General features: G+C 64.1%; 17 protein-coding genes. 10 read left to right on the top strand and 7 right to left on the bottom strand.

The annotated features are described in order from the left end of the window. Positions 1-3: 3 nt before the first annotated feature. Together ASD58_RS15335 and ASD58_RS15330 are read right to left on the bottom strand one after the other, a co-directional pair. Complete coding sequence (locus ASD58_RS15335; protein ID WP_057262012.1) at positions 4-918, bottom strand: DMT family transporter; 915 nt, start codon at positions 916-918, stop codon at positions 4-6. Then, a complete protein-coding gene (locus ASD58_RS15330; protein ID WP_057262011.1) occupies positions 918-2018 on the bottom strand; it encodes an aromatic ring-hydroxylating dioxygenase subunit alpha in 1101 nt (366 codons plus the stop codon). Before ASD58_RS15330 ends, ASD58_RS15335 begins: the two co-directional genes overlap by 1 nt. 258 nt (positions 2019-2276) lie before the next feature. On the opposite strand from ASD58_RS15330, the gene ASD58_RS15325 reads away from it, so the two are divergent. The 5 genes from ASD58_RS15325 to ASD58_RS15305 all read left to right on the top strand — a co-directional run bounded on the left by ASD58_RS15325 (position 2277) and on the right by ASD58_RS15305 (position 8006). After that, positions 2277-2516: an exodeoxyribonuclease VII small subunit gene (locus ASD58_RS15325; RefSeq protein ID WP_057262010.1), complete on the top strand. Its 240-nt coding sequence runs from the start codon at positions 2277-2279 to the stop codon at positions 2514-2516. Beyond that, positions 2513-3403: a polyprenyl synthetase family protein gene (locus ASD58_RS15320; RefSeq protein WP_057262009.1), complete on the top strand. Its 891-nt coding sequence runs from the start codon at positions 2513-2515 to the stop codon at positions 3401-3403. The genes ASD58_RS15325 and ASD58_RS15320 overlap by 4 nt, the downstream gene beginning before the upstream one ends. Before the next feature lie 2 nt (positions 3404-3405). After that, positions 3406-5274: a 1-deoxy-D-xylulose-5-phosphate synthase gene (gene dxs / locus ASD58_RS15315; RefSeq protein ID WP_057262008.1), complete on the top strand. Its 1869-nt coding sequence runs from the start codon at positions 3406-3408 to the stop codon at positions 5272-5274. A gap of 174 nt (positions 5275-5448) precedes the next feature. Then, positions 5449-5751, top strand: a complete 303-nt coding sequence (locus ASD58_RS15310) for a hypothetical protein (protein ID WP_057262007.1) — start codon at positions 5449-5451, stop codon at positions 5749-5751. Between the two features lie 47 nt (positions 5752-5798). After that, positions 5799-8006, top strand: coding sequence for a hypothetical protein (locus ASD58_RS15305; RefSeq protein ID WP_057262006.1), 2208 nt, complete (start codon positions 5799-5801; stop codon positions 8004-8006). 69 nt (positions 8007-8075) lie between these two features. On the opposite strand, the gene ASD58_RS15300 is transcribed toward ASD58_RS15305, so the two are convergent. Then, positions 8076-9164 (bottom strand): hypothetical protein, encoded by a 1089-nt coding sequence (locus ASD58_RS15300; protein ID WP_156401289.1) that lies wholly within the window; start codon positions 9162-9164, stop codon positions 8076-8078. An 86-nt stretch (positions 9165-9250) separates the two neighbouring features. Between ASD58_RS15300 and ASD58_RS15295 the strand changes: the two genes are divergently transcribed. Then, positions 9251-9985: a M48 family metalloprotease gene (locus ASD58_RS15295; RefSeq protein ID WP_057262004.1), complete on the top strand. Its 735-nt coding sequence runs from the start codon at positions 9251-9253 to the stop codon at positions 9983-9985. On the opposite strand, the gene ASD58_RS15290 is transcribed toward ASD58_RS15295, so the two are convergent. Further along, on the bottom strand, positions 9911-11191 hold the full coding sequence (locus tag ASD58_RS15290; protein ID WP_156401288.1) for an SGNH/GDSL hydrolase family protein: 1281 nt from the start codon (positions 11189-11191) through the stop codon (positions 9911-9913). The genes ASD58_RS15295 and ASD58_RS15290 overlap by 75 nt on opposite strands. Positions 11192-11294: 103 nt before the next feature. On the opposite strand from ASD58_RS15290, the gene ASD58_RS15285 reads away from it, so the two are divergent. Further along, the gene (locus tag ASD58_RS15285; RefSeq protein ID WP_057262003.1) at positions 11295-12191 is read left to right on the top strand and encodes a LysR family transcriptional regulator; all 897 of its coding nucleotides are present in this window, start codon (positions 11295-11297) and stop codon (positions 12189-12191) included. On the opposite strand, the gene ASD58_RS15280 is transcribed toward ASD58_RS15285, so the two are convergent. Next, positions 12188-12742, bottom strand: coding sequence for a cob(I)yrinic acid a,c-diamide adenosyltransferase (locus ASD58_RS15280; RefSeq protein WP_057262002.1), 555 nt, complete (start codon positions 12740-12742; stop codon positions 12188-12190). The genes ASD58_RS15285 and ASD58_RS15280 overlap by 4 nt on opposite strands. Positions 12743-12844: 102 nt before the next feature. Between ASD58_RS15280 and ASD58_RS15275 the strand changes: the two genes are divergently transcribed. From ASD58_RS15275 to glcF, 3 genes are read left to right on the top strand one after another with little or no spacing between them, the layout of a single operon-like run. Then, positions 12845-14302, top strand: a complete 1458-nt coding sequence (locus tag ASD58_RS15275; protein WP_057262001.1) for an FAD-linked oxidase C-terminal domain-containing protein — start codon at positions 12845-12847, stop codon at positions 14300-14302. 1 nt (position 14303) lies between these two features. Continuing rightward, the gene (gene glcE, locus ASD58_RS15270) at positions 14304-15380 is read left to right on the top strand and encodes a glycolate oxidase subunit GlcE (protein ID WP_057262000.1); all 1077 of its coding nucleotides are present in this window, start codon (positions 14304-14306) and stop codon (positions 15378-15380) included. Between the two features lies 1 nt (position 15381). After that, complete coding sequence (glcF, locus tag ASD58_RS15265) at positions 15382-16626, top strand: glycolate oxidase subunit GlcF (protein WP_057261999.1); 1245 nt, start codon at positions 15382-15384, stop codon at positions 16624-16626. A gap of 2 nt (positions 16627-16628) precedes the next feature. Here the strand turns inward: glcF and ASD58_RS15260 are convergent, their stop codons facing one another. Further along, entirely contained in the window at positions 16629-17612 is a 984-nt protein-coding gene (locus ASD58_RS15260) for an HD domain-containing phosphohydrolase (protein ID WP_057261998.1), read from the bottom strand. Continuing rightward, positions 17609-20647, bottom strand: coding sequence for an MHYT domain-containing protein (locus tag ASD58_RS15255; protein ID WP_057261997.1), 3039 nt, complete (start codon positions 20645-20647; stop codon positions 17609-17611). The genes ASD58_RS15260 and ASD58_RS15255 overlap by 4 nt, the downstream gene beginning before the upstream one ends. Positions 20648-20658 lie beyond the last annotated feature (11 nt).

The raw sequence follows: 20658 nt of genomic DNA, 5'->3' as shown, positions 1-20658 counted from the left end.
TCCTTATACTTCGCTGGCAATCGGGTCGGTTTCGGAAATGGCCTTGCCACGTTCCGTGCTGCGTGTATTGTAGAACGTGGCGGCTACGCCGGACAGCAGGATGATCGCCATCCCCACCCAGCTTAACCAGCCGAAGCTGTCGCTGAACAGCAGCACACCCCAGATGCTGGAGAACACAATCCCGCTGTACTGCAGGTTGGCTACCACCAGCGTCTTGCCGAGGCGGTAGGCGCGCGTCATCGCCACTTGCGCGGCGGTGGCGCACAGGCCCACGCCCAGTATCAGCAGGACGCTGCGCGAGTTGTCCAGCGCGTGCCAATGCCAGCCGCTTTCCAGCAAATGTCCGCTGAAGCCGGCGAAGAAATTGGTGACGCTGAAAAAGAACACCACGCGCGATTCGGGTTCGCCCGCCAGGCCCAGTTTGCGCACTTGCATATAGGCCATGGCCGACAGCACCGAGGAGCCGAGCGCCATCAGGGCCGGGCCGAGTTGGTTGGCGTCGAAGGCAGGCTGCAGCAGGCAGGTGACGCCGACAAAGCTCATGCCGACCGCCACTATCAGCGGCCATTCAACGCGGTTCTTCTGGTGCCACCAGCCATGGCCGAACAGCCACACGGCGATCCAGATCGGCGCCATGTAATTGAGTGTCATGGCGGTGGCCAGGGGGAGCTTGGCGATGGTGTAGTACCAGATCCAGAGCGAGAGTACGCCGACCGCGCCGCGCCACAAGTGGGCCAGCGGCATGGTGGTCTTGAGGGTGCCGCCTTGCAGGCGCAGCATGGTGAACAGGATCACCATGCCGATGATCCCGCGGTACATCACCATTTCGGAAACACTGAACTCATCGGACGCCAGTTTCACGCACACCCCCATGGCGGCGAACAGGAAACTGGCAACTAGCATCCAGAGTGATTGCATCAAAAGTCCAGTTTGCTCCGGTACCACTCATGGAAGTGCTGCATGCCGTCTTCCATTGGCGATTGATAAGGCCCGGCATCGTTCTCGCCACGATCGAGCAGGATCTTGCGCCCTGCATCCATACGGGCGCCGATTTCATCGTCCTCGACGCAGGTTTCCATATAGGCTGCGCGTTCGGCTTCGATGAATTCGCGCTCGAACAGCACGATTTCTTCCGGATAGTAGAACTCCACCACGTTGCGGGTGCGGTTCGGGCCTTCCGGCCACAGGGTGGAGACCACCAGCACGTGCGGGTACCACTCGACCATGATGTTCGGGTACAGGGTGAGCCAGATCGCGCCGTGCTTGGGCGGTTCGCCGTTGCGGAACTTCAAGAGCTGCTCGTGCCATTTCTGGTAAGTGTCGGAGCCGGACTTCTTCAGGCCGCGGTTTACCCCCACCGTCTGCACGCTGTAGTCCTGGCCGAATTCCCAGCGCAGGTCGTCGCAGGTGACGAAGCTGCCCAGGCCGGGATGGAATGGCTCGACGTGATAGTCCTCCAGGTAGACCTCGATGAAGGTCTTCCAGTTGTAGTCGCAATGGTGCACTTCCACGTGGTCCAACATGTAGCCGCTGAAATCCAGGTCCTTGGTCACGGACAGGGTGCCCAGCTTTTCCATCACGTTGTAGCCGTTTTGCTCGAACAGCAGGCCATTCCAGTTTTGCAGCCTGGCCTTCGGCAGGTTCAGGCACGGCGTATCCGGGAAGTGCGGCGCGCCAATCAGCTCGCCCTTCAGGTCGTAGGTCCAGCGGTGCAGCGGGCAGACGATGGTGTCTGCATTGCCGCGGCCATTGAACATCAACGCCTGGCGGTGGCGGCAAACATTGGACAGCAGTTCGATACCGTTCGCGTTGCGAACCAGCATGCGGCCTTCATTTTCAGCCGCCAGCGTGGCAAAGTCGCCGACGTTTGGCACCATCAGCTCATGGCCGACGTAGCGTGGACCTTTCTTGAACAGTTCCTGCATTTCACGCTGCAGTAGCGTTTCGTCAAAATAGACGTTGACCGGAAGTTGCGCGTTCGAACGCGCCAGCTTGGCGTGGCTACCCAGATCGGACATCCAAACCCCCCTTAATTAAATATCAAACCAAGAAGAGAAAGATCCGTAAAGACCTGAATTCAGATAATAAAAACGGTATTTCGGACAGAACCGGAGATTATAGCGCGGAATAGGCTATCTTCGCTGAACTTTCTGGGCCTGGGCGCCCGCCAGGCTGCATGATGAGAACTGCAACGTTTCCGCCAGATTAGAGCCCGCTTTTTAGACCGAATACAGGAGTTTGTTCTAAAATAGCGGGCTACACTAAAGTTATATGCCATGTCCAAGAAAATGAATGCGCCCGCCACCTTCGAGGAAGCGATGGCCGAACTGGCCCAGTTGGTCAGCCAGATGGAAGCCGGCCAACTGCCGCTGGAAGCCTCGGTGGCAGCCTATGCCCGCGGTTCCGAACTGGTGAAATTCTGTGCCGGGCAGCTCGACAAGGTCGAAGCCCAGGTCAAGGTGCTGGAAGGCGATATGCTCAAGCCTTTCGCCGAAGGCGAGGAGGCTGCCCAATGACCGCATCGTTCCAGGATTGGATGAAGACCATCCAGGCCGGCATGGAGCAGAACCTGTCGTCCTACCTGCCGGCCGACGACGTCGTGCCAACCAAATTGCACGCCGCCATGCGTTACGCCGTGCTCGATGGCGGCAAGCGCGTGCGCCCGCTGCTGGTGCATGCCGCCGGTGCGCTGTTCGGCGCCGATGCGCAAGCCCTGAGCCGCGCTGCCGCCGCGTTGGAAATGATTCACGCATATTCGCTGGTGCATGACGACATGCCCTGCATGGATGACGACGCGCTGCGCCGCGGCAAGCCGACCGTGCACGTGGCCTATGACGAAGCCACCGCGCTGCTGGTAGGCGATGCGCTGCAGGCGCAAGCCTTTGGCGTGCTGGCCGGCGTCGATTCGGTGCCGCCGCAACGCCTGGTCGGCATGCTGCGCCTGCTGGCCGATGCTGCCGGCTCGGCCGGCATGTGCGGCGGCCAGGCCATCGACCTGGATAGCGTGGGCATCAGCCTGACGCTGGAACAACTGGAGCGCATGCACCAGCTGAAGACCGGCGCTTTGCTGCGCGCCTCCGTCGTGCTGGGTGCCATGGCAGGCAAAGATTTGACGGAGGCCGAGCTGGCGGCGCTGCACGATTATTCGCGCGCCATCGGTTTGGCTTTCCAGGTGGTGGACGATGTGCTCGACGCGACGGCCGATTCGGCTACGCTGGGCAAGACGGCAGGCAAGGATGCGGCGGACAACAAGCCGACTTACGTATCCATCCTGGGACTGGAGTCATCGATCGCCCTGGCGGAAAAATTGCGGCAGGATGCGCACGCTGCGCTGGCGCCGTTCGGAGAACATGCTCTGCGCCTGCGTGAACTCGCAGACCTGATCGTGCAGAGGAAGGCTTAAGAATGAAACTGCTTGAAACCATCAATAACCCGGCCGACCTGCGCAAGCTGGGCCGCCACCAGCTCACGCCACTGGCCGAAGAACTGCGCAGCTTCCTGCTCGACTCCGTGTCCAAGACCGGCGGCCACCTGTCGTCCAACCTGGGCACGGTGGAACTGACCGTCGCGCTGCATTATGTGTTCAACACGCCGCAAGACCGCATCGTGTGGGACGTGGGCCACCAGACCTACTCGCACAAGATCCTGACCGGCCGCCGCGACCAGTTCCACACGCTGCGCCAGTTGAACGGCATTTCCGGTTTCCCGCGCCGCGCGGAATCGGAGTACGACACCTTCGGTACCGCGCATTCCTCGACCTCGATTTCCGCCGCGCTGGGCATGGCGCTGGGCGCCAAGATCAAGGGCGAGCACCGCCACGCTATCGCCGTGATCGGCGACGGCTCGATGACCGCCGGCATGGCGTTTGAAGCGCTGAACAACGCCGGCGTGGAAAAGGACTGCAACCTGCTGGTGATCCTGAACGACAACGACATGTCGATCTCGCCGCCGGTCGGTGCGCTGAACCGCTACCTGGCGCGCCTGATGTCGGGACAGTTCTACGCCGCCGCCAAGAACGTCGGCAAGTCCGTGCTGCCAGGCCCGCTGCTGGAAGTGGCCAAGCGCCTGGAAGAACACGCGAAAGGCATGGTGGTTCCTGCCACCATGTTCGAAGAACTGGGCTTCAACTACATCGGCCCGATCGACGGCCATGACCTCGATTCGCTGATCCCGACGCTGCAGAACATCAAGCAGCTGAAAGGTCCGCAGTTCCTGCACGTAGTGACCAAGAAGGGCCAGGGCTACAAACTGGCCGAGGCCGAGCCGGTCCTGTACCACGGCACGCCTAAGTTTAATCCGGCCGAAGGCATCAAGCCGCCGCTGGCTCCTTCCAAGAAATCATATACCGAAATATTCGGCGACTGGCTGTGCGACATGGCCAAGGCCGACAAGCGCCTGGTCGGCATCACGCCGGCCATGCGCGAAGGTTCGGGCATGGTGCGCTTCGATAAGGAATACCCGGACCGCTATTTCGACGTCGGCATCGCCGAGCAGCATGCGGTAACCTTTGGTGCCGGCCTGGCCTGCGAGGGCCTGAAGCCCGTCGTGGCGATCTACTCGACCTTCCTGCAGCGCGGCTACGACCAGTTGATCCACGACGTGGCGCTACAAGACCTGGACGTGACCTTTGCGCTGGACCGTGCAGGCCTGGTGGGCGCCGACGGCGCAACCCACGCCGGCAATTACGACCTGGCTTACCTGCGTTGCATCCCAAACATGGTGGTGATGGCGCCGTCCGACGAGAACGAATGCCGCCAGATGCTGTCGACCGCTTACCAGTACCCTGGCCCTGCGGCGGTGCGTTATCCGCGCGGCGCCGGCATTGGCGCGGCCATCGCACAGGAACTGACCACGCTGCCGATCGGCAAAGGCGAAATCCGACGCAAGGGCCAGAAGATCGCGATCCTGGCCTTTGGTTCGATGGTGGCGCCGGCCATGGGCGCGGCCGACCTGCTCAACGCCACCGTGGCCAATATGCGCTTCGTCAAGCCGCTGGACGTGGAACTGGTCAAGCAACTCGCTGCCGACCACGATTTCCTGGTGACGGTGGAAGAGGGCTGCATCATGGGCGGCGCCGGCGCTGCCGTGGCCGAAGCCCTGGCTGCGGAAGGTATCACCAAGCCGATCCAGATGCTTGGATTGCCGGACAAGTTCATCGACCATGGCGACCCGGCCAAGCTGCTGGCGCTGGTGGGGCTGGACGCGGCCGGCATCGCGGCCTCGATCAAGGCCCGCTTCGGCGACGAACCAAGGCTGGTCGTCAACAACGGCTGACACATCAGCGGCTGACACACGACGGCGCCCGGCAAGGCGCCGTTTTCATTTGCGACCGGCACACCCTGCGGCGCTGCTCAGTCGCTTGCGCGCATCATGTGACAATGCGCGTATTTCTGGACTTGGCGCTTGCCTATACTGGTCAAGTTCCAGGTTGAACGACAGAGCCAAGCCATGCAAACCTTGCACCTTGAACTGCAGGAAGGCTTCGATGATGATCGCGTCGTCGCGCGCTTGAATGGTGTGGAAATCCTGAACCTGGAACACGTGACCACACGCATGCAGACAGGCTTTGCTGCCGCTGGCTCAACGCAGGCCACCGAAGGCAAAGCCGTGCTGGAAGTCGCGCTGCCCGCGTCAGGGCAACAGGCGAGCACCGAAATCAACCTTATACAAACCTTGTGGGCCGGCATCAATGTCGGTCCCGGCAAGGCTCTCCAATTCAGGATTTCGCAAGCACCGTTCGGTTACGTGTAGAGCGCGCGCTGGTCCGCGGCGGCCAGCATTTTCTGAAAGGAGACATCATGCGTGTTCAAGACACACCGGCCGGCGTCATGCAGCAAGTGCCCGCCAACTTGGCGGAGCCGGTCGAGCAGGATAGTATCGAAGCGCTGGATTTGCCCATCTTGCCGATCCCGCCTTTGCTGGTGACCGCGAGCGGCCTGTACTTGTGGAATACCTCGGTGCCGTTGCCGGCCATTGCCAGCAAGCTGGCGCTGGACGACAGCGGGCCGACGGACCAACTGGACATTGTGTTCCCGCTGACTTCCGAACGGCTCTGCCTCGACATCGATGGGCGCTATCCGCAAATGACGGCCAGCGGCACCATCACGCGCCTGTTAAGCCAGCAGTCGCACTGGATCGCCAAACTGAAGCCCGGTCCCAATCCGCACCAGTACCTGGGCTCGATCTGGTACAAGGATGGCAATGCAGCCGCTTTCCCTTACACCAACGTCGAAATCCTGGTTACCACCAGCATTTTCCCCGGCTTGCGCAAAGCCGTAGCCATCTTTACCGGCGGTGGCGCGGTCAAGCGTGTACGCGGCTTCCAGTACGAATCGCCATACTTCCACCCGGTGCAGTTCGAGTTTGACTGCACCGCCGATGCCAAGCCGGTGTTTGCGATCCAGACGCACGCCCACCCCAACCGGCCAGCCAGCCTGCCGAATGAAACGCTGACCTTGCAAAAGGTCTACCAGCGCGCCGGCTTCGACGTTAGCACGTCGCCGGCTCCCAGCATCGTGCCCCTGGCAGGCGCCGGCGGCAACGGCCTGTGGAGCGACCAGGAAATGCACGATGCCATGCAAGTCTACTGGTCGAAGTTCGCCAACAAGGCGCAGTGGGCCTTGTGGACCTTCTTCGCTGCCCAACACGAACAGGGCAGCAGCCTGGGCGGCATCATGTTCGATGATATCGGTCCCAACCACCGGCAGGGCACGGCCATCTTCACCAATTCCTTCATCACGGTGCCGCCGGCCGGCGACCCCAATCCCGCGGCGTGGATCAACCGCATGGTGTTCTGGACTGCCGCCCACGAAATGGGCCATGCCTTCAACCTGGCGCATTCCTGGCAGAAGGCGCTGGGCGTGCCCTGGATTCCCGGCCTGGCGAACGAGCCGGAAGCGCGCAGCTTCATGAACTATCCGTACAGCGTGTCCGGTGGCCAGACTGCCTTCTTCAGTAACTTCCAGTTCCGATTCAGCGATCAGGAATTGCTGTTCCTGCGCCATGCGCCGGCGCGCCTGGTCCAGATGGGCAATGCGGCCTGGTTCGACCACCATGGCTTCGAACAGGCCCGCGTGCTGCCGGAGCCCAGTTTCAAGCTGGAGGCGCGCGTCAACCGTGCCGAGGCCCGCTTCGAATTCCTGGAACCGATCACGCTGGACTTGAAATTGACAAACACCAGCAGCCAGCCCCAGCTCATCGATGACAAGATCCTGGAAGAGCTGGAGCACATGACCGTGATCATCAAGAAGGAGGGCAAGGAAGCGCGCAGCTTCCATCCTTTCGCCAACCGCTGCTGGGAAGAGAAAAAGCGCGTGCTGCAAGCTGGACAGGCCACCTACCAGTCGCTGTTCATTTCGGCTGGCCGCAATGGCTGGGACATTTCCGAACCAGGCCGCTATACGGTCCAGCTCTGCCTGCACCTGGAGGCGGAAGACATTGTCTCGCCGCCGCTGCAACTGCGCATCTCGCCGCCACGCAGCTATGAGGAGGAATATCTGGCCCAGGACTTGTTCTCCGACGAGGTGGGACGCATCCTCAGCTTCGATGGCAGCCGCGTGCTGGATTCCGGCCTGGATACCCTGAATGACCTGGTCGAGCGCTTGCCCGATTCTCGCGCGGCGCTGCATGCGAAAGTCGCGCTGGCATCGCCGCTGGTACACGAAGGAAAATCGCTCGACATGTCCAGGCTGCCGGACGGCCAGCTACTGTCGGCGCGCGACGCCCAGGCCACCTTGCTGGTGCAGCGTGCCGACTTTGGCACCGGTGCGCGCTTGTTCAATGAAGCGCTGCTGGCCAAGCCGCAACTGGCCGCGGAAACACTGTCGCATTTCGACTACCACTATTATGTCGACCGCTTCAGCGATGCGCTGGAAGCGCAGGGACGGCAGGATGAAGCTGCCGATGCCCAATCGACCTTGCTGCAAACCCTGCAGCAACGGAAGGTGATTCAGCCGGTGCTGGAAAGCATCCGGCTGCGCGAGCGCGAACTGCGCGGAGGGCATTAAGCTATCCAAGCGCCACAGCGCCAGGGGCCTTCGACGGCCCCAGACGCGGTGCGCTTGCGGCGCTGCGCCTTAGGGCAGGCGGGCTACACGCAGCGTTGGCGCTTCCTTGTCTCGGGCATCCAGTGTGAAGGCGTAGCGGCCCGCGCTTTCCACCTTGAGCCGCAGGCGCTTGCCTTGTTTTGCCAGTGGCATGGTTATGCCGTCCGCAACTTGCTGCTCCGGCGCCGGCGCGCCAAGACTGATTGCGCTCAGCCCGCGGCTGCCGATCTTGAACGAATGCGAGCCTTTGTCCAGGTCCAGTTCCGCAGCATAGATGCCTTCCTCAACCTTGTGCAGAGGGTTGCGTGACGCCCAGTCGCTCATCGAGCCGGTCACGAAAAGCGTTTGCAGCCATGGATTGGATTTCTCTTCTGGCGTCAGTTCGCGCGCGTAGTGCAGCTCGATGCGCGCCTCGTTCGACCAATCGCTTTCGCCGATCGGGGAGCGGAAACTGAAGTCGCCGGTGTCCAGTATTTCACGGCGCCCGCCATCTACAATTTCCGCGCTTTCCAGCGGGCGCTGGCTGCGGAAAGGGAACCTGACCTTCTTCTTATCGAAGCTCATATCGCACCAGTTGGTCGTCATCGTCACCGTGTTGACGAACAACTTCATCATCAGGCCCATTTCCTTCTTGGCGATGGCGATCATCACCTGGCACTCCAGGCGCAGATCGCCCAGGCGACGAACGTTTTCCGGCAGGCCAGGTGTGCGGATATCGGGATAGCCTTTCAGCACGCCCTTCTTGCGGTTCAATATCAGGTCGGCATCGTCGTTGATTGCCGATTGAACGCGCGGCACGGAGAATGTGCCATCCTGCGCGATGGGGACCGGGATTGGATCGCCGTTGCCTACGATGCGCAGATAGAGCGCGTCGCCGGCTTGCTGTTCCTGGCCCTCGCGTGCCACTAGCCGGAAGCGCAGCTCCGGCACCATTGGTGCGAGCGCACGGTGCTCCTCGAAAGCATCCAGCCCGGCCACTACGGCGCGGTAGGATTTCATGTCCGGATTCTTTACGCCCTGCACCTCGACGCTGGGCGTGGTGTCCTGGGACTGGGCTGCCGCACCGCTGGCCGCTGACACTAGCGCAATGGCAAAGACACATTGTTGAATTTTTCGCATCTACGGAGTCTAGCAAATTTCTTGTGCTCGCGCAGGGCGTCGCCTAGATTGGTATAAACAGTTTATTCCAAATGGAGGGGTGGCGAATGCGCCGGATCTTGCTTGCATTGCCGCTGCTCGCCTCCCAGGCGTTTGCGCAAGTTCCAGATTCGGGCCGCTGGCAGGAACTGCGCTTTCCCGCCGAAGAAGTGGGGCAGCGGGCGGAAGACCAATACATCGAGCAAACGGTGGCGCTCGCTGCGGCTGGCCGGCTTGATCGCGACAAGGTCCTGCTGCGCCGCGCGAGGCGCATCGCTGACGGGCTTGTGCGCGCCGCTGCATCGCTCAAGCCCGAAGTTGCCGGGTGGTCGTGGGAGGTGCACGTCACCGAAGATCCTTCCTTTGAAGCTGAAAGCCAGGCAGGCGGCAAACTGCTGGTCGGCAGCCTGTTTGTCGAGCGCCTCAGGCTGGACGATGGCGAGCTGGCGATCTTGCTGGCACATGAAATCGCGCACGTGGTTGCGGAGCACGGGCGCGAAACCTTGTCGGAAGCGCTCCTCGACAGCCGGCGCGACTTGCCGCTTGATGTGGTTGAGGAAAGGCTGGCTTCCGACGTCCCCCTGCAATTTCGCTTGTCAAAACTGTCCGCGATCCAGGAGCGCGAGGCCGACCAACTGGGCATGTTGATCGCCTATCGTGCTGGCTGGCCTTGCTCGGCCATGCTGGCTTTCTACGGCAAGCTCGCCGCCGGCTCCAGCGGCACGGCATTATTCGCCAGCCACCCCAGCGGCAACGCGCGCCTTAGCCTCGCCAAGGGTATGTCGCGCCTCCTTGGCGATTGAAGCGGCGGCGCGCGCCATTTCGGCGTAGCCGGCGTCGCTTGGATGCAGGTGGTCACCGGAATCGAATTCGGCACGCAGGCGCGATGGGTGGGCGGGATCGCGCAGCCGTTGGTCGAAGTCGATGGTGGCGTCGAATTCGCCGCTGCGCAGGATCCAGTCGTTCACTTCGCGGCGCACACGGTCCTTCTCTGGCGAGTAGTGTCCGGCAAATGGCGTGCCTTGCAGTGCGCCTTCGAAGGGCAGCAGCGTGCCGCCGATGATGCGGACCTGCCGTGCGCGTGCGGCGGCGACCAGCTTGCGGTAGCCGGCGATCATGGCGCCGGCCGTAGCCGGTGCCTCTTTTGGGGCGAAGGCGCTGCCGGGCCAGCCGATGTCGTTGATGCCTAGCAGGACGATCACCGTGTCCACGCCTGGCTGCGCCGGCACGTCCTGCTCGAAGCGCGTCACCGCCTTTTCGCCCATGCCATCGGACAGCAGGCGCGCGCCGGAAATGCCGGCGTTGACCACGGCCACGCCGGCGGCACGTCCGGCCAACTGGTCGGGCCAGCGCAGGTTGCGGTCCGGCGTGGAGCCGTTGCCGTCGGTGATCGAATCGCCGAATGCCACGACGGTACGCTGCGCGGAGCCCGAGACTTGCACGGCGCTCAGGAAAGTACGGCCGCTGAGCGTTTGCGCGTTCGGCAGCGTGATGGCGGCGGTGACATTGCCTGGCGCGGCAAATGCTGTCTGTTGCGCGCCCCAATGGAAAGTTGTCAATGGGGCGCGCTGCGGCAGCCAGGTCGATATCGACAGGCGCTGCCGGTCGGCCACCGTCAGCGCGGCCGCATCGCTGATGGCCGCCTGTCCCGGTGCGATGGTCACGCTGCGCTGGCCGCCGAAGGTCAGTTGTACACCTGCATTCTGTTGCTGCGACGAGGCGGCGCGCGATTCCTCGTCGCGGGTCGGCGCCAGTCGCGCTTCGCCGATCACCAGCGGCGCGCTGCCATAGCGGTTGGAATAAACGACGCGCACCTGCTCGCCGCCTATGCTGGTGCGTACAACCTCGCGCACGGTCTGGGCCTCCAATGCCTGCGGCATCAAGGTGGGCAAGGCAAATTCTGTACCCCAGGAGGGCATCGGCGCGGCGTACCAGCTGGTGCGCCATTCGGCAGCATGGACCGAGGCCGCGGCCAGCAGGGATGCCAGGGAAAGGGCAAGACGTTTCATGAGGTTTCTCCAGTGTTGATTCGGGTGGAGATATGCTCGGTGATTCCCTGCGCGACTGGTAGTCACGAAAATGGACTATAGTTAAGTCCAAAATGGAATGACAATGGATACCTTACGCTCCCTCCAATGCTTCGTGCGCGCTGTCGAGCTGGGCAGCCTGTCGGCCGTCGCCCGCGAGCAGCACACCACGCAGTCCAACGTCAGCAAGATCGTTGCGGCGCTGGAAGATGACCTGGGCGTGCGCCTGCTCGAACGCAGCACCGCCAGCCTGTCGCCCACCATGCCGGGCCGCCGCTTTTATGAACGCGCCCGTGGCGTGCTCGAAGAATATGCCGACGCCGTCGCCGACGTGCGCGGCGAAACGGCCGCCGCCAGCGGCCTGCTGCGCATCAACGCGCCGGTGGCATTGGGGCAGTTCTGCCTGAACGCCTACGTGCAGGACTTCCTGCAGCAATACCCCGGCATCGAAGTGGAACTGATCCTGAACGACCGCATGGCGGACCTGGTGGAGGAGGGCGTCGACATCGCGGTCCGCCTGGGCAGCGAGCTGCCGCCAAATGTGATCGCGCGCCGGGTCGGCGTCTCGCCACGCATCCTGGTCGCGTCCCCGGCATACCTGAAAGCGCATGGCGCGCCGCAGGCGCCGGCGCAACTGGCTGAACACGAATATATCCGCTTCGCCTGGCTGAGCACCGGCGACAAGCTTGAACTATCGGATGGGAAGGAAAGCGTGACAGTCGCCACGCATGGCCGTTATCGCGTCAACAACGCGCTGGCAATCCGCGACACGCTGGCTGCAGGCGGCGGCATCGGCCTGTGCCCGGAATGGCTGGTGCACGACCTGCTGGCCAGGCGCAAGCTGCGCCGGGTACTGCGCGGCTGGCAAGGGCCCGGGCAGGAATTGAACCTGCTGTACCCCAGCCGCCGCTACCTGCCGCACCGGGTGCGGCTCATGCTCGATTACCTGCAGCAGCGCTTCGCCGCGCAGGCAGGTTTTTAACCGCGCTTGCGGTCGTGATGCCACAGCACGTCGCTGCCGCCGGCAAAGCGGTTCAGCACGCGCGCCAGCACGAACATCAGGTCCGACAGGCGGTTCACATACTGGCGCGGGAAGTCGTTGATGGTTTCCGTCTTGCCCAGGGTGACGATGGCGCGCTCGGCGCGGCGGCACACGGTGCGGCAGACATGCGACACCGCCGCCGCGCGTGAACCGGCAGGCAGGATGAATTCCGTCAGCGCCGGCAGTGTGGCGTTGTATTTGGCCAGCAGCGCATCCAGGCGCTCAACGTGTTCTTCCTTGATCATCTGGTAGCCGGGAATGCACAGCTCCCCGCCCAGGTCGAACAGGTCGTGCTGGATCGAGACCAGTTCTTCGCGCATCTCGTCCGGCAGCGTTTCTGCCAGCAGCACGCCCAGGTTGGAATTCAGCTCATCCACTTCGCCGATGGCCTGGATGCGCACATTGTCCTTGTCCACGCGCGAGCCGTCGCCCAGGCCCGTGGTGCCTTTGTCGCCGGTGCGGGTGGCGATTTTCGAGAGTCGATTACCCATTGCAGCCTCAATTTGTCGTTAACGGTGGCAGGATACGACAAATTACCAATGGTTGGGAGGGGATTTCCGCGCCGTTGCAGGATTTGAACTTACAATGGATCAATGAAAAACAGCACAGCCTTCGTTGCCGCTCTGCGCGCGGCACTGCCGCCATCGAGCGTGCTGTCCGAACAGGAGGACACCCGTCCTTACGAATGCGACGGCCTGTCGGCCTATCGCCAGCTTCCCATGGCCGTTGCCTTGCCGGCTGACGAGGCGCAGGTGGTGGCGGTGCTGAAAATCTGCCGCGAATTCAATGTGCCGGTCGTGCCGCGCGGCGCGGGCACTGGCCTGTCCGGCGGCGCCATGCCGATGGCTGAAGGACTGGTGCTGTCCACCGCACGCATGAACCAGATCGTGCGCATGGATGCCTGTTCGCGCACGGCGGTGGTGCAGCCGGGGGTGCGCAACCTTGCCATCTCTGAAGCAGCCGAACCCCATGGCCTGTATTACGCCCCCGATCCTTCGTCGCAGATCGCCTGCACCATCGGCGGCAATGTAGCGGAGAATTCTGGCGGCGTGCATTGCCTGAAGTACGGCCTGACCGTGCACAACGTGCTGCGCGTGCGCATGGCAACCATCGAAGGCGACGTGGTGGAACTGGGCAGCGAAGCGCTCGATGCGCCAGGCCTGGACCTGCTGGCCGCCTTTGTAGGCTCCGAAGGCATGCTGGGTATCGTCACCGAGGTCACGGTCAAGCTGGTGCCCAAGCCCGCCAGTGCGCGCGTCATCATGGCGTCCTTCAACGAAGTGTCTGCGAGCTGCAGCGCTGTGGCCGACGTGATCGCGGCCGGCATCATCCCGGCGGGGCTGGAGATGATGGACCGCACGTCCTCGCGCATGGTGGAGCCTTTTGTGCGGGCCGGCTACGACACCGATGCGGCGGCTATCCTGTTGTGCGAGGCTGACGGTACGGTCGACGAAGTCGAAGAAGAGATTGCCCGCATGACCGCCGTGCTGCAAGCGGCCGGCGCCAGCGCTGTGCTGGTTTCGAGCAGCGAAGCGGAGCGGCTGAAGTTCTGGTCCGGCCGCAAGAATGCCTTCCCGGCAGCGGGGCGCATTTCGCCCGACTACTATTGCATGGACGGCACCATCCCGCGCAAGCAACTGGCGCGGGTGCTGATGGGCATCGAGCAGATGGCGGCGAAGTATGGCCTGCGCTGCGCCAACGTGTTCCATGCCGGCGACGGCAACCTGCATCCGCTGATCCTGTTCGATGCCAACCAGCCGGACGAACTACAGCGCGCGGAAGCTTTCGGCGCCGAGATCCTGGCTTTGTGCGTGGAAGTGGGAGGCACCATCACCGGCGAGCATGGCGTGGGCATCGAAAAGATCGACTCCATGTGCGCGCAGTTCAGCGATGCCGAACTGGCGGCATTCCTTGCGGTGAAACAGGCGTTCGATCCCTTGTCGCTGCTGAACCCGAACAAGGCCATTCCAACGCTGAACCGCTGCGCGGAATTCGGCAAGATGCATGTGCGCGCGGGGCGCTTGCCGCATGCCGGCTTGCCGAGGTTCTGACATGGATGCCATCCTCGAACAATTCCAAACCCGCATTCAAACGGCCAGTGCCGACGGCACGCGGTTGCTGCTGCGCGGCGGGGGCACCAAGGACTGGTATGGCCAGAATGTGGTCGGCGATGTATTCGATACGCGCGCTTATGCGGGCGTGGTCGATTATGAGCCGACGGAGCTGGTCGTAACGGCACGCTGCGGCACGCCGCTGGCGCAAATCGAGGCCCTGCTGGCGCAGCATGGGCAGATGCTGGCGTTCGAGCCGCCGCGCTTTGGCGCCGGGTCGACCATCGGCGGCGTGGTGGCCAGCGGCTTGTCCGGCCCGCGCCGTGCGACGGCAGGGGCATTGCGCGACTTCGTGCTGGGGGCGCAACTGATGGACGGGCGTGGCGAGTTGTTGTCCTTCGGTGGCCAGGTGATGAAGAATGTGGCGGGTTATGACGTGTCCCGGCTGCTGGCCGGCTCACTGGGAACGCTGGGCCTGATTACCCGGGTGTCGCTGAAAGTGCTGCCGGTGCCTTTCTGCGAGGCCAGCATCCGTTTCGAAGTGGACGAAGTCAAGGCCTTGCGCATGATGAACGAGTGGGCGGGGCGGCCGCTGCCGGTGTCGGGCACCTGCTGGCACGCCGGGGTGCTGACTGTGCGGCTGTCCGGCGCCCAGGCGGCAGTCCGGGCGGCACAAGGCGGCATGGGCGGCGATGCGCTGGCCGATGGAGAGGCTTTCTGGGCCGCCTTGCGCGACCAGCGCTGCGACTTCTTCGCGAGTGCGGAGGCGGGAGCGGCGGAGTTGTGGCGCCTGTCCGTACCGGCCACCGCCAGTGCCCTGGTCATGCGCGGCGAGCAGTTGATCGAGTGGGGTGGTGCGCAGCGCTGGCTGCGCGTTGACAGCGGCGTCGCCGGCGATATCCGGCGCGTTACGGCGGCGGCAGGTGGACACGCCACGCGCTACCGCGTGGAGAGCGAAGACCTTGGCGCAGGCGCAGGGGCGTTCCATCCCTTGGCGCCGGCTGTCGCACGCATCCACGAACGCCTGAAAGCCGCCTTCGACCCGGCGGGCATTTTCAACCGCGGCCGCATGTACTGACATGCAAACGAACCTGGCAGATTTCATCAAGGGCACGTCCGACGGCGACGAAGCAGAAGCGATCCTGCGCGCCTGCGTACATTGCGGCTTTTGCACTGCGACGTGCCCGACATACCAGTTGTTGGGCGACGAACTGGATGGTCCGCGCGGCCGCATCTACCTGATCAAGCAGGTACTGGAAGGTGCGCCGGTGACGGCCAGCACCCAGCTTCACCTGGACCGCTGCCTGTCTTGCCGCAACTGCGAAAGCACCTGTCCGTCCGGCGTCAGGTATGGACGGCTGGCCGACATCGGCCGCAAGGTGGTGGAGCAACGGGTGCCGCGCAAGCTGCCGGAGCGCATCAAGCGCTATGTGCTGAAGGAAGCCTTGCCGCGCCGCTGGCTGTTCGAGCCTGCCTTGCGCGCGGGGCAGTTGCTCAAGCCTTTGCTCAGTAAGCCTTTGCAGGACAAGCTGCCGCTGCGTGGTTCCGCAACGGCGTGGCCAACGCGCGAGCACGCGCGCAAGATGCTGGTGCTGGATGGCTGCGTGCAGCCCGGCCTGGCGCCCAATATCAACGCGGCCACGGCGCGCGTGCTCGATGCCCTGGGCGTGCAGTTGTTTGCCGCGCCCGGCGCGGGCTGCTGCGGCGCCCTGCGCTTCCACTTGAATGACCAGGATGCGGCGCTTGACGACATGCGGCGCAATATCGATGCCTGGTGGCCGTATGTGGAGCAGGCGGAGGCGATCGTGATGACTGCATCCGGCTGCGGCGTAACGGTCAAGGAGTACGGCCATTTGCTGGCGCACGACAGCGCCTACGCTGCCAAGGCCGCGCGCATTTCCGGCATGACGCGCGACTTGAGTGAAATCCTGCCGGCATTCGAGGCTGAACTGGCGCAGCGCGCCGGCGCGCGCCGGGCTGGCGGCGAGAGCGGCGGCGGGGCGGCAATCGCCTGGCATCCGCCGTGCACGCTGCAGCATGGCCAACAGATTCGCGGCAAGGTCGAAGGCCTGCTGCGCGCGATCGGCGTGCAAGTGAAGCTGTGCCGCGACGCCCACCTGTGCTGCGGTTCCGCGGGCACCTATTCGCTGCTGCAGCCGGAATTGGCGCAACAACTGCGCGACCGCAAGCTTGCCAACCTGGCCGATACCGGCGCCGAGCGCATCGTATCGGCCAATATCGGCTGCATCGGCCACCTGCAGTCCGGCACGCAAACCCCGGTCGAACACTGGATCGAACTGGTCGACCGCGCCTTGCTTGGCTAGCGTCAGCGCTCGGCCCACTTGTCCATGATGCGCGTCACTTCGGGCAACTGGTCGAGAAACAGGTCCACCAGGCGCGGTTCGAAGTGCCGGCCGCGCTGGTCCTTCATCCAGGCGCAGGCATCGCCCAGCTGCCATGCCGCCTTGTAGGGCCGCACGGACGTGAGTGCATCGAAGACGTCGGCCACGGCGACTATTCGGCCTGCCAGCGGGATGTCTTCGCCGGCCAGGCGGTTGGGGTAGCCGCTGCCGTCCCATTTTTCATGGTGCGACAGCGCCACGTCGTGCGCCATCGCCAGCATGCCGCCTTCGTGCTGGCCGATGATGTGGGCGCCAATGCCGGGGTGGGACTGCATGATCACGTATTCTTCCGGCGTCAGGCGGCCCGGCTTCTGCAGGATGCTGTCCGGGATGCCGATCTTGCCGATATCGTGCATCGGCGCCGCAATGAACAAGTCGTCGGCTTCCTGCTCGTCGAAGCCGGCAGCGCTGCCAAGCAGGCGGGCATAATGGCTCATGCGGATCACGTGCAGGCCGGTTTCGTTGTCCTTGTATTCGGCCGCCAGGCCAAGCCGCTGCACGATGGCCAGGCGGCTGGCGCGCAGTTCTTCCATGCGCACCATGGACAGGTGCAGCTTGACGCGGGCCTTGACCACGGCCGGGCTGACCGGCTTGCTGATGAAGTCCACGGCGCCTGCTTCGAAGCCGTCCACTTCGTCGGTCGAATCGGTCAGGGCGGTTACGAAAATCACGGGAATGCTGCTGGTGGCGGGGTTGGCTTTCAGCACCCGGCAAACGTCCAGGCCCGTCATCTCGGGCATCATCACGTCAAGCAGGATCAGGTCCGGCTTTTCGTTGACCGCCAGTTCGATCGCCCGCGCGCCATCCTTGGCAAACAGCAGGCGGTACTGGTCCTGCAGGATCTGGCGCAAGAGCTGCAGGTTGGTCGATTCGTCGTCGACGGCAAGCACGGTGGCTTGTCGGGTCATGGCGTTTTCCTTTGCATGTCCAGGCATTCGTCGAGCAGCGTTTGCAGGGCGTCGCGTGCGGCCGCGAAGTCAAAGTCGTCGAGTGCGCGCTGCAATTCCTGCAGCCGGTTATCGGCGACGCAGCCGCGCAGTACGCCTGACAGCGCGGCCAGTTCCTGCTGCTCGAAGCTGCCGCGCTCCAGCGAATGCAGCATGGCGTTAGCCACCGCCTGAATGCGCTCCAGGTCAGGCGGCGCCGCCGGGACGGCCGCGGCCTGGCTGGCGGTGTCGGTGGGGAAGTCATCCTGCGCCCACACTGCCGCAAGCGCGTCCGCCAGGCGCTGCGCTGCCTGTTCCAGTAATTCCGGCAGCGCTGGCCGCGCGTCCTGCGCCTGCAGTCCGCTCTCCAGGCGCCACAGCGCATCGGCCAATTGTTCCATGCCGAGGTTGGCGGCGGCGCCACGCAGCCGGTGGGCCAGGGCTGCGCAGGCAGCATGCTGGCCGGCCGAGGCCGCGAACCGGAGCTCACTCTCGGCATTTTCATAGTCCTGGGCAAAGCGGCGCAACGCGCGCTGGTAGGCTTCGCGCTGGCCGGCCCAGCGTGACAGGCCTTTTTCCGCATTCAACACCAGGCCACGCGCCGTAACGGCGGCCGGCGCCAGTTGCGGCGCGCCGGCCGGCATGCCCAGCACCCGCGCCAGCTCCTGCGTCAGCACCGCTATATCGACCGGCTTGGTGGTGAAACCGTCCATGCCCGCCTCGCGCGTGGCGTCGCGGTCGCGTTCCAGCACGCTGGCGGTCATGGCGATGACCGGTGTGCGCTTGCGGCCGGTGGCCGCCTCGTCGGCGCGGATGCGGCGCGTGGCTTCCAGCCCGTCCATGCCCGGCATCTGCACGTCCATCAGGATGGCGTCGAATTGCGCCTCCGACGCCAGTTGCGCCGCCATGGCGCCGTCGCTGGCGCCGGTCACGGTATGGCCTAGCTTGGCCAGCAACAGCATCAGTACTTCCAGGTTCTGCGGCACGTCGTCGGCCGCCAGGATATGCATCGGCGGCAGCAAGGTTGGTGCGACGGCGCTGCGCACGGCTTCGTCGCGTGCCGCCAGCAGCGGCAGCATGACGTGGAAGGTGCTGCCCTGGCCAGGCGTGCTCTCTGCCCACAGGCGGCCGCCCATCAGCTCCACCAACTGCTTGCAGATGGTGGTGCCCAGGCCGGTGCCGCCAAAACGGCGGTTCATCGACGCGTCGGCCTGCACGAAGGGCTCGAAGATGGCTGCCATGCGGTCGGACGCAATACCGATGCCGCTATCGCTGACGGCGAAATGCACCATGCGCCGCTCGCCCTCACGCTCGGCGCTGGCCGCCAGCGCTACGCCCCCCTGGCTGGTGAACTTGATCGCATTGTCCAGCAGGTTGGTCAGCACTTGCCGCACGCGCAGTTCGTCGCCGTGGATCCAGTTCGGCAGGGCAGGGTCGTAGTGCAGCGACATCGACAAGCCCTTGGCCTTGGCCGCGTTGCCCATGGTCGAGGACAATTCATCGCTCAGTGCCAGCAGGCTGAAATCGTGCAGTTCGAGTTCCACCGCGCCCTTATCCAGCTTGGCTGTGTCGAGGATGGCGTTCAGCAGGCGCAGCAGGGAACGGCCGGCGTTGCGCACAGTGTCGAGGTGGCGCCGCTGCACGGCAGTCAGTTCGCCATGCAGCAGCACGTCGGTGAAGCCGAGGATGGAATTCATCGGCGTGCGGATCTCGTGGCTCATATTGGCCAGGAAGGCGGCGCGGGCCGCGGCCGCGCCCTCGGCACGCTCCTTGGCGATGCGCAGGTCCTGCTCCATCAGGCGGCGGTTGCTGATGTCGAGCACCACCCCGTCCAGCAGTTCGACTTCGCCGGTGGGGCCCAGCACCACGTTGCCGTTGCCCCAGAACCAGTGGATGCTGCCGTCGCGATGGATGATGCGGTATTCCAGCGTGAAGGCGCGGCGCTGTTCGATTGCACTGCGGCCGCCTTGCTGGACGGCCGGCAAGTCGTCCGGGTGCACCAGCTCCCCAAACAGGCGTTTGGGCGGATCGCCGAGGAAATCGGCGGCGGGATAGCCGGTCATGGTTTCGATGGCATCGCTGACGAACACCAGCGGCCAACCGGGCGCGTTGCGGCAGCGGAAGGTAATGCCCGGGATATTGGCGACCAGCGATCGCAATTGCTCTTCGCTGGCGCGCAGGGCTTGTTCCAGGTCGCTCACATGGTGGAACAGCGCGCGGTAGCGCAGCATGCCGTTGGCGAACACCACCAATGCCGTCAGCAGCGCCGTGGTCAGGGTCACGGCCAGTGCCAGGAAGCCGGCATTGGCAATGCCGCTGGCCGGGTCGACCGGTACCCGCCCGACAAAGCGTGCCGCGGCCATGCCGGTGTAGTGCATGCCGGAGATGGCGCAGCCCATGATCAGCCCAGCCAGGGCCACGGTGCCGGTCTCGCCCAGCCGGCTGCGCACGCCCTGCAGTCCCTGCAAGCCGAAGCGCACCCACAGCGCCAGGGTGGCCAGCGCAATGGCGACCACGATCGACAGGCCGAACATCCATGGGTCATAGCGCAACTGCAGCGCCGAGCGCATGGCAGCCATGCCGGTGTAGTGCATGGCGCCGATGCCCGCGCCGACCAGCACCCCGCCCACCAGCAGGCTGCGCAAGCCGATGCGATGGCGGCTAAGCAGCGACAGGGCGACGGTGGATGCTGCGATGCTGGGCAACATCGACGCCAGGGTGACGGAGGGATCGTAGGAAACCGGCGTGCACAGGTTAAAAGCCAGCATGCCGATGAAATGCATGGCCCACACGCCGCTGCCCAGGGCCAGGCTGCCGGTCACCAGCGCAGCCAGGCGCAGCATGCGCTTGCTGCTGCGCGCCGCCTGGCCGGCCATCTGCAAGCCCATGGCGGACGAAAAACTCGCCACCAGGACCGACAGGATAACCAGCGAAGGAGAATAAATCCCGTAAGTGAGTAGCGCCGGGTCAGCAGGCGGTGAGAATAGCTGGATCAAGTAGTGCTTGATCTCGCCCATGACGGCGCTCC

The organism is Duganella sp. Root1480D1 (genome assembly GCF_001427305.1).
Classification (GTDB): Bacteria; Pseudomonadota; Gammaproteobacteria; order Burkholderiales; family Burkholderiaceae_D; genus Rugamonas.
This window is presented reverse-complemented; position numbering and strand designations above follow the sequence as displayed.

Excerpts from the sequence above, each read along its gene's own strand:
- ASD58_RS15325 (WP_057262010.1), top strand. The coding sequence starts at position 2,277 with ATGTCCAAGAAAATGAATGCGCCCGCCACCTTCGAGGAAGCGATGGCC.
- ASD58_RS15260 (WP_057261998.1), bottom strand. The coding sequence starts at position 17,612 with ATGACCCGACAAGCCACCGTGCTTGCCGTCGACGACGAATCGACCAAC.
- ASD58_RS15320 (WP_057262009.1), top strand. The coding sequence starts at position 2,513 with ATGACCGCATCGTTCCAGGATTGGATGAAGACCATCCAGGCCGGCATG.
- ASD58_RS15310 (WP_057262007.1), top strand. The coding sequence starts at position 5,449 with ATGCAAACCTTGCACCTTGAACTGCAGGAAGGCTTCGATGATGATCGC.
- ASD58_RS15285 (WP_057262003.1), top strand. The coding sequence starts at position 11,295 with ATGGATACCTTACGCTCCCTCCAATGCTTCGTGCGCGCTGTCGAGCTG.
- ASD58_RS15275 (WP_057262001.1), top strand. The coding sequence starts at position 12,845 with ATGAAAAACAGCACAGCCTTCGTTGCCGCTCTGCGCGCGGCACTGCCG.
- glcE (WP_057262000.1), top strand. The coding sequence starts at position 14,304 with ATGGATGCCATCCTCGAACAATTCCAAACCCGCATTCAAACGGCCAGT.
- dxs (WP_057262008.1), top strand. The coding sequence starts at position 3,406 with ATGAAACTGCTTGAAACCATCAATAACCCGGCCGACCTGCGCAAGCTG.
- ASD58_RS15300 (WP_156401289.1), bottom strand. The coding sequence starts at position 9,164 with ATGCGAAAAATTCAACAATGTGTCTTTGCCATTGCGCTAGTGTCAGCG.
- glcF (WP_057261999.1), top strand. The coding sequence starts at position 15,382 with ATGCAAACGAACCTGGCAGATTTCATCAAGGGCACGTCCGACGGCGAC.
- ASD58_RS15280 (WP_057262002.1), bottom strand. The coding sequence starts at position 12,742 with ATGGGTAATCGACTCTCGAAAATCGCCACCCGCACCGGCGACAAAGGC.
- ASD58_RS15330 (WP_057262011.1), bottom strand. The coding sequence starts at position 2,018 with ATGTCCGATCTGGGTAGCCACGCCAAGCTGGCGCGTTCGAACGCGCAA.
- ASD58_RS15305 (WP_057262006.1), top strand. The coding sequence starts at position 5,799 with ATGCGTGTTCAAGACACACCGGCCGGCGTCATGCAGCAAGTGCCCGCC.
- ASD58_RS15335 (WP_057262012.1), bottom strand. The coding sequence starts at position 918 with ATGCAATCACTCTGGATGCTAGTTGCCAGTTTCCTGTTCGCCGCCATG.
- ASD58_RS15295 (WP_057262004.1), top strand. The coding sequence starts at position 9,251 with ATGCGCCGGATCTTGCTTGCATTGCCGCTGCTCGCCTCCCAGGCGTTT.
- ASD58_RS15255 (WP_057261997.1), bottom strand. The coding sequence starts at position 20,647 with ATGGGCGAGATCAAGCACTACTTGATCCAGCTATTCTCACCGCCTGCT.
- ASD58_RS15290 (WP_156401288.1), bottom strand. The coding sequence starts at position 11,191 with ATGAAACGTCTTGCCCTTTCCCTGGCATCCCTGCTGGCCGCGGCCTCG.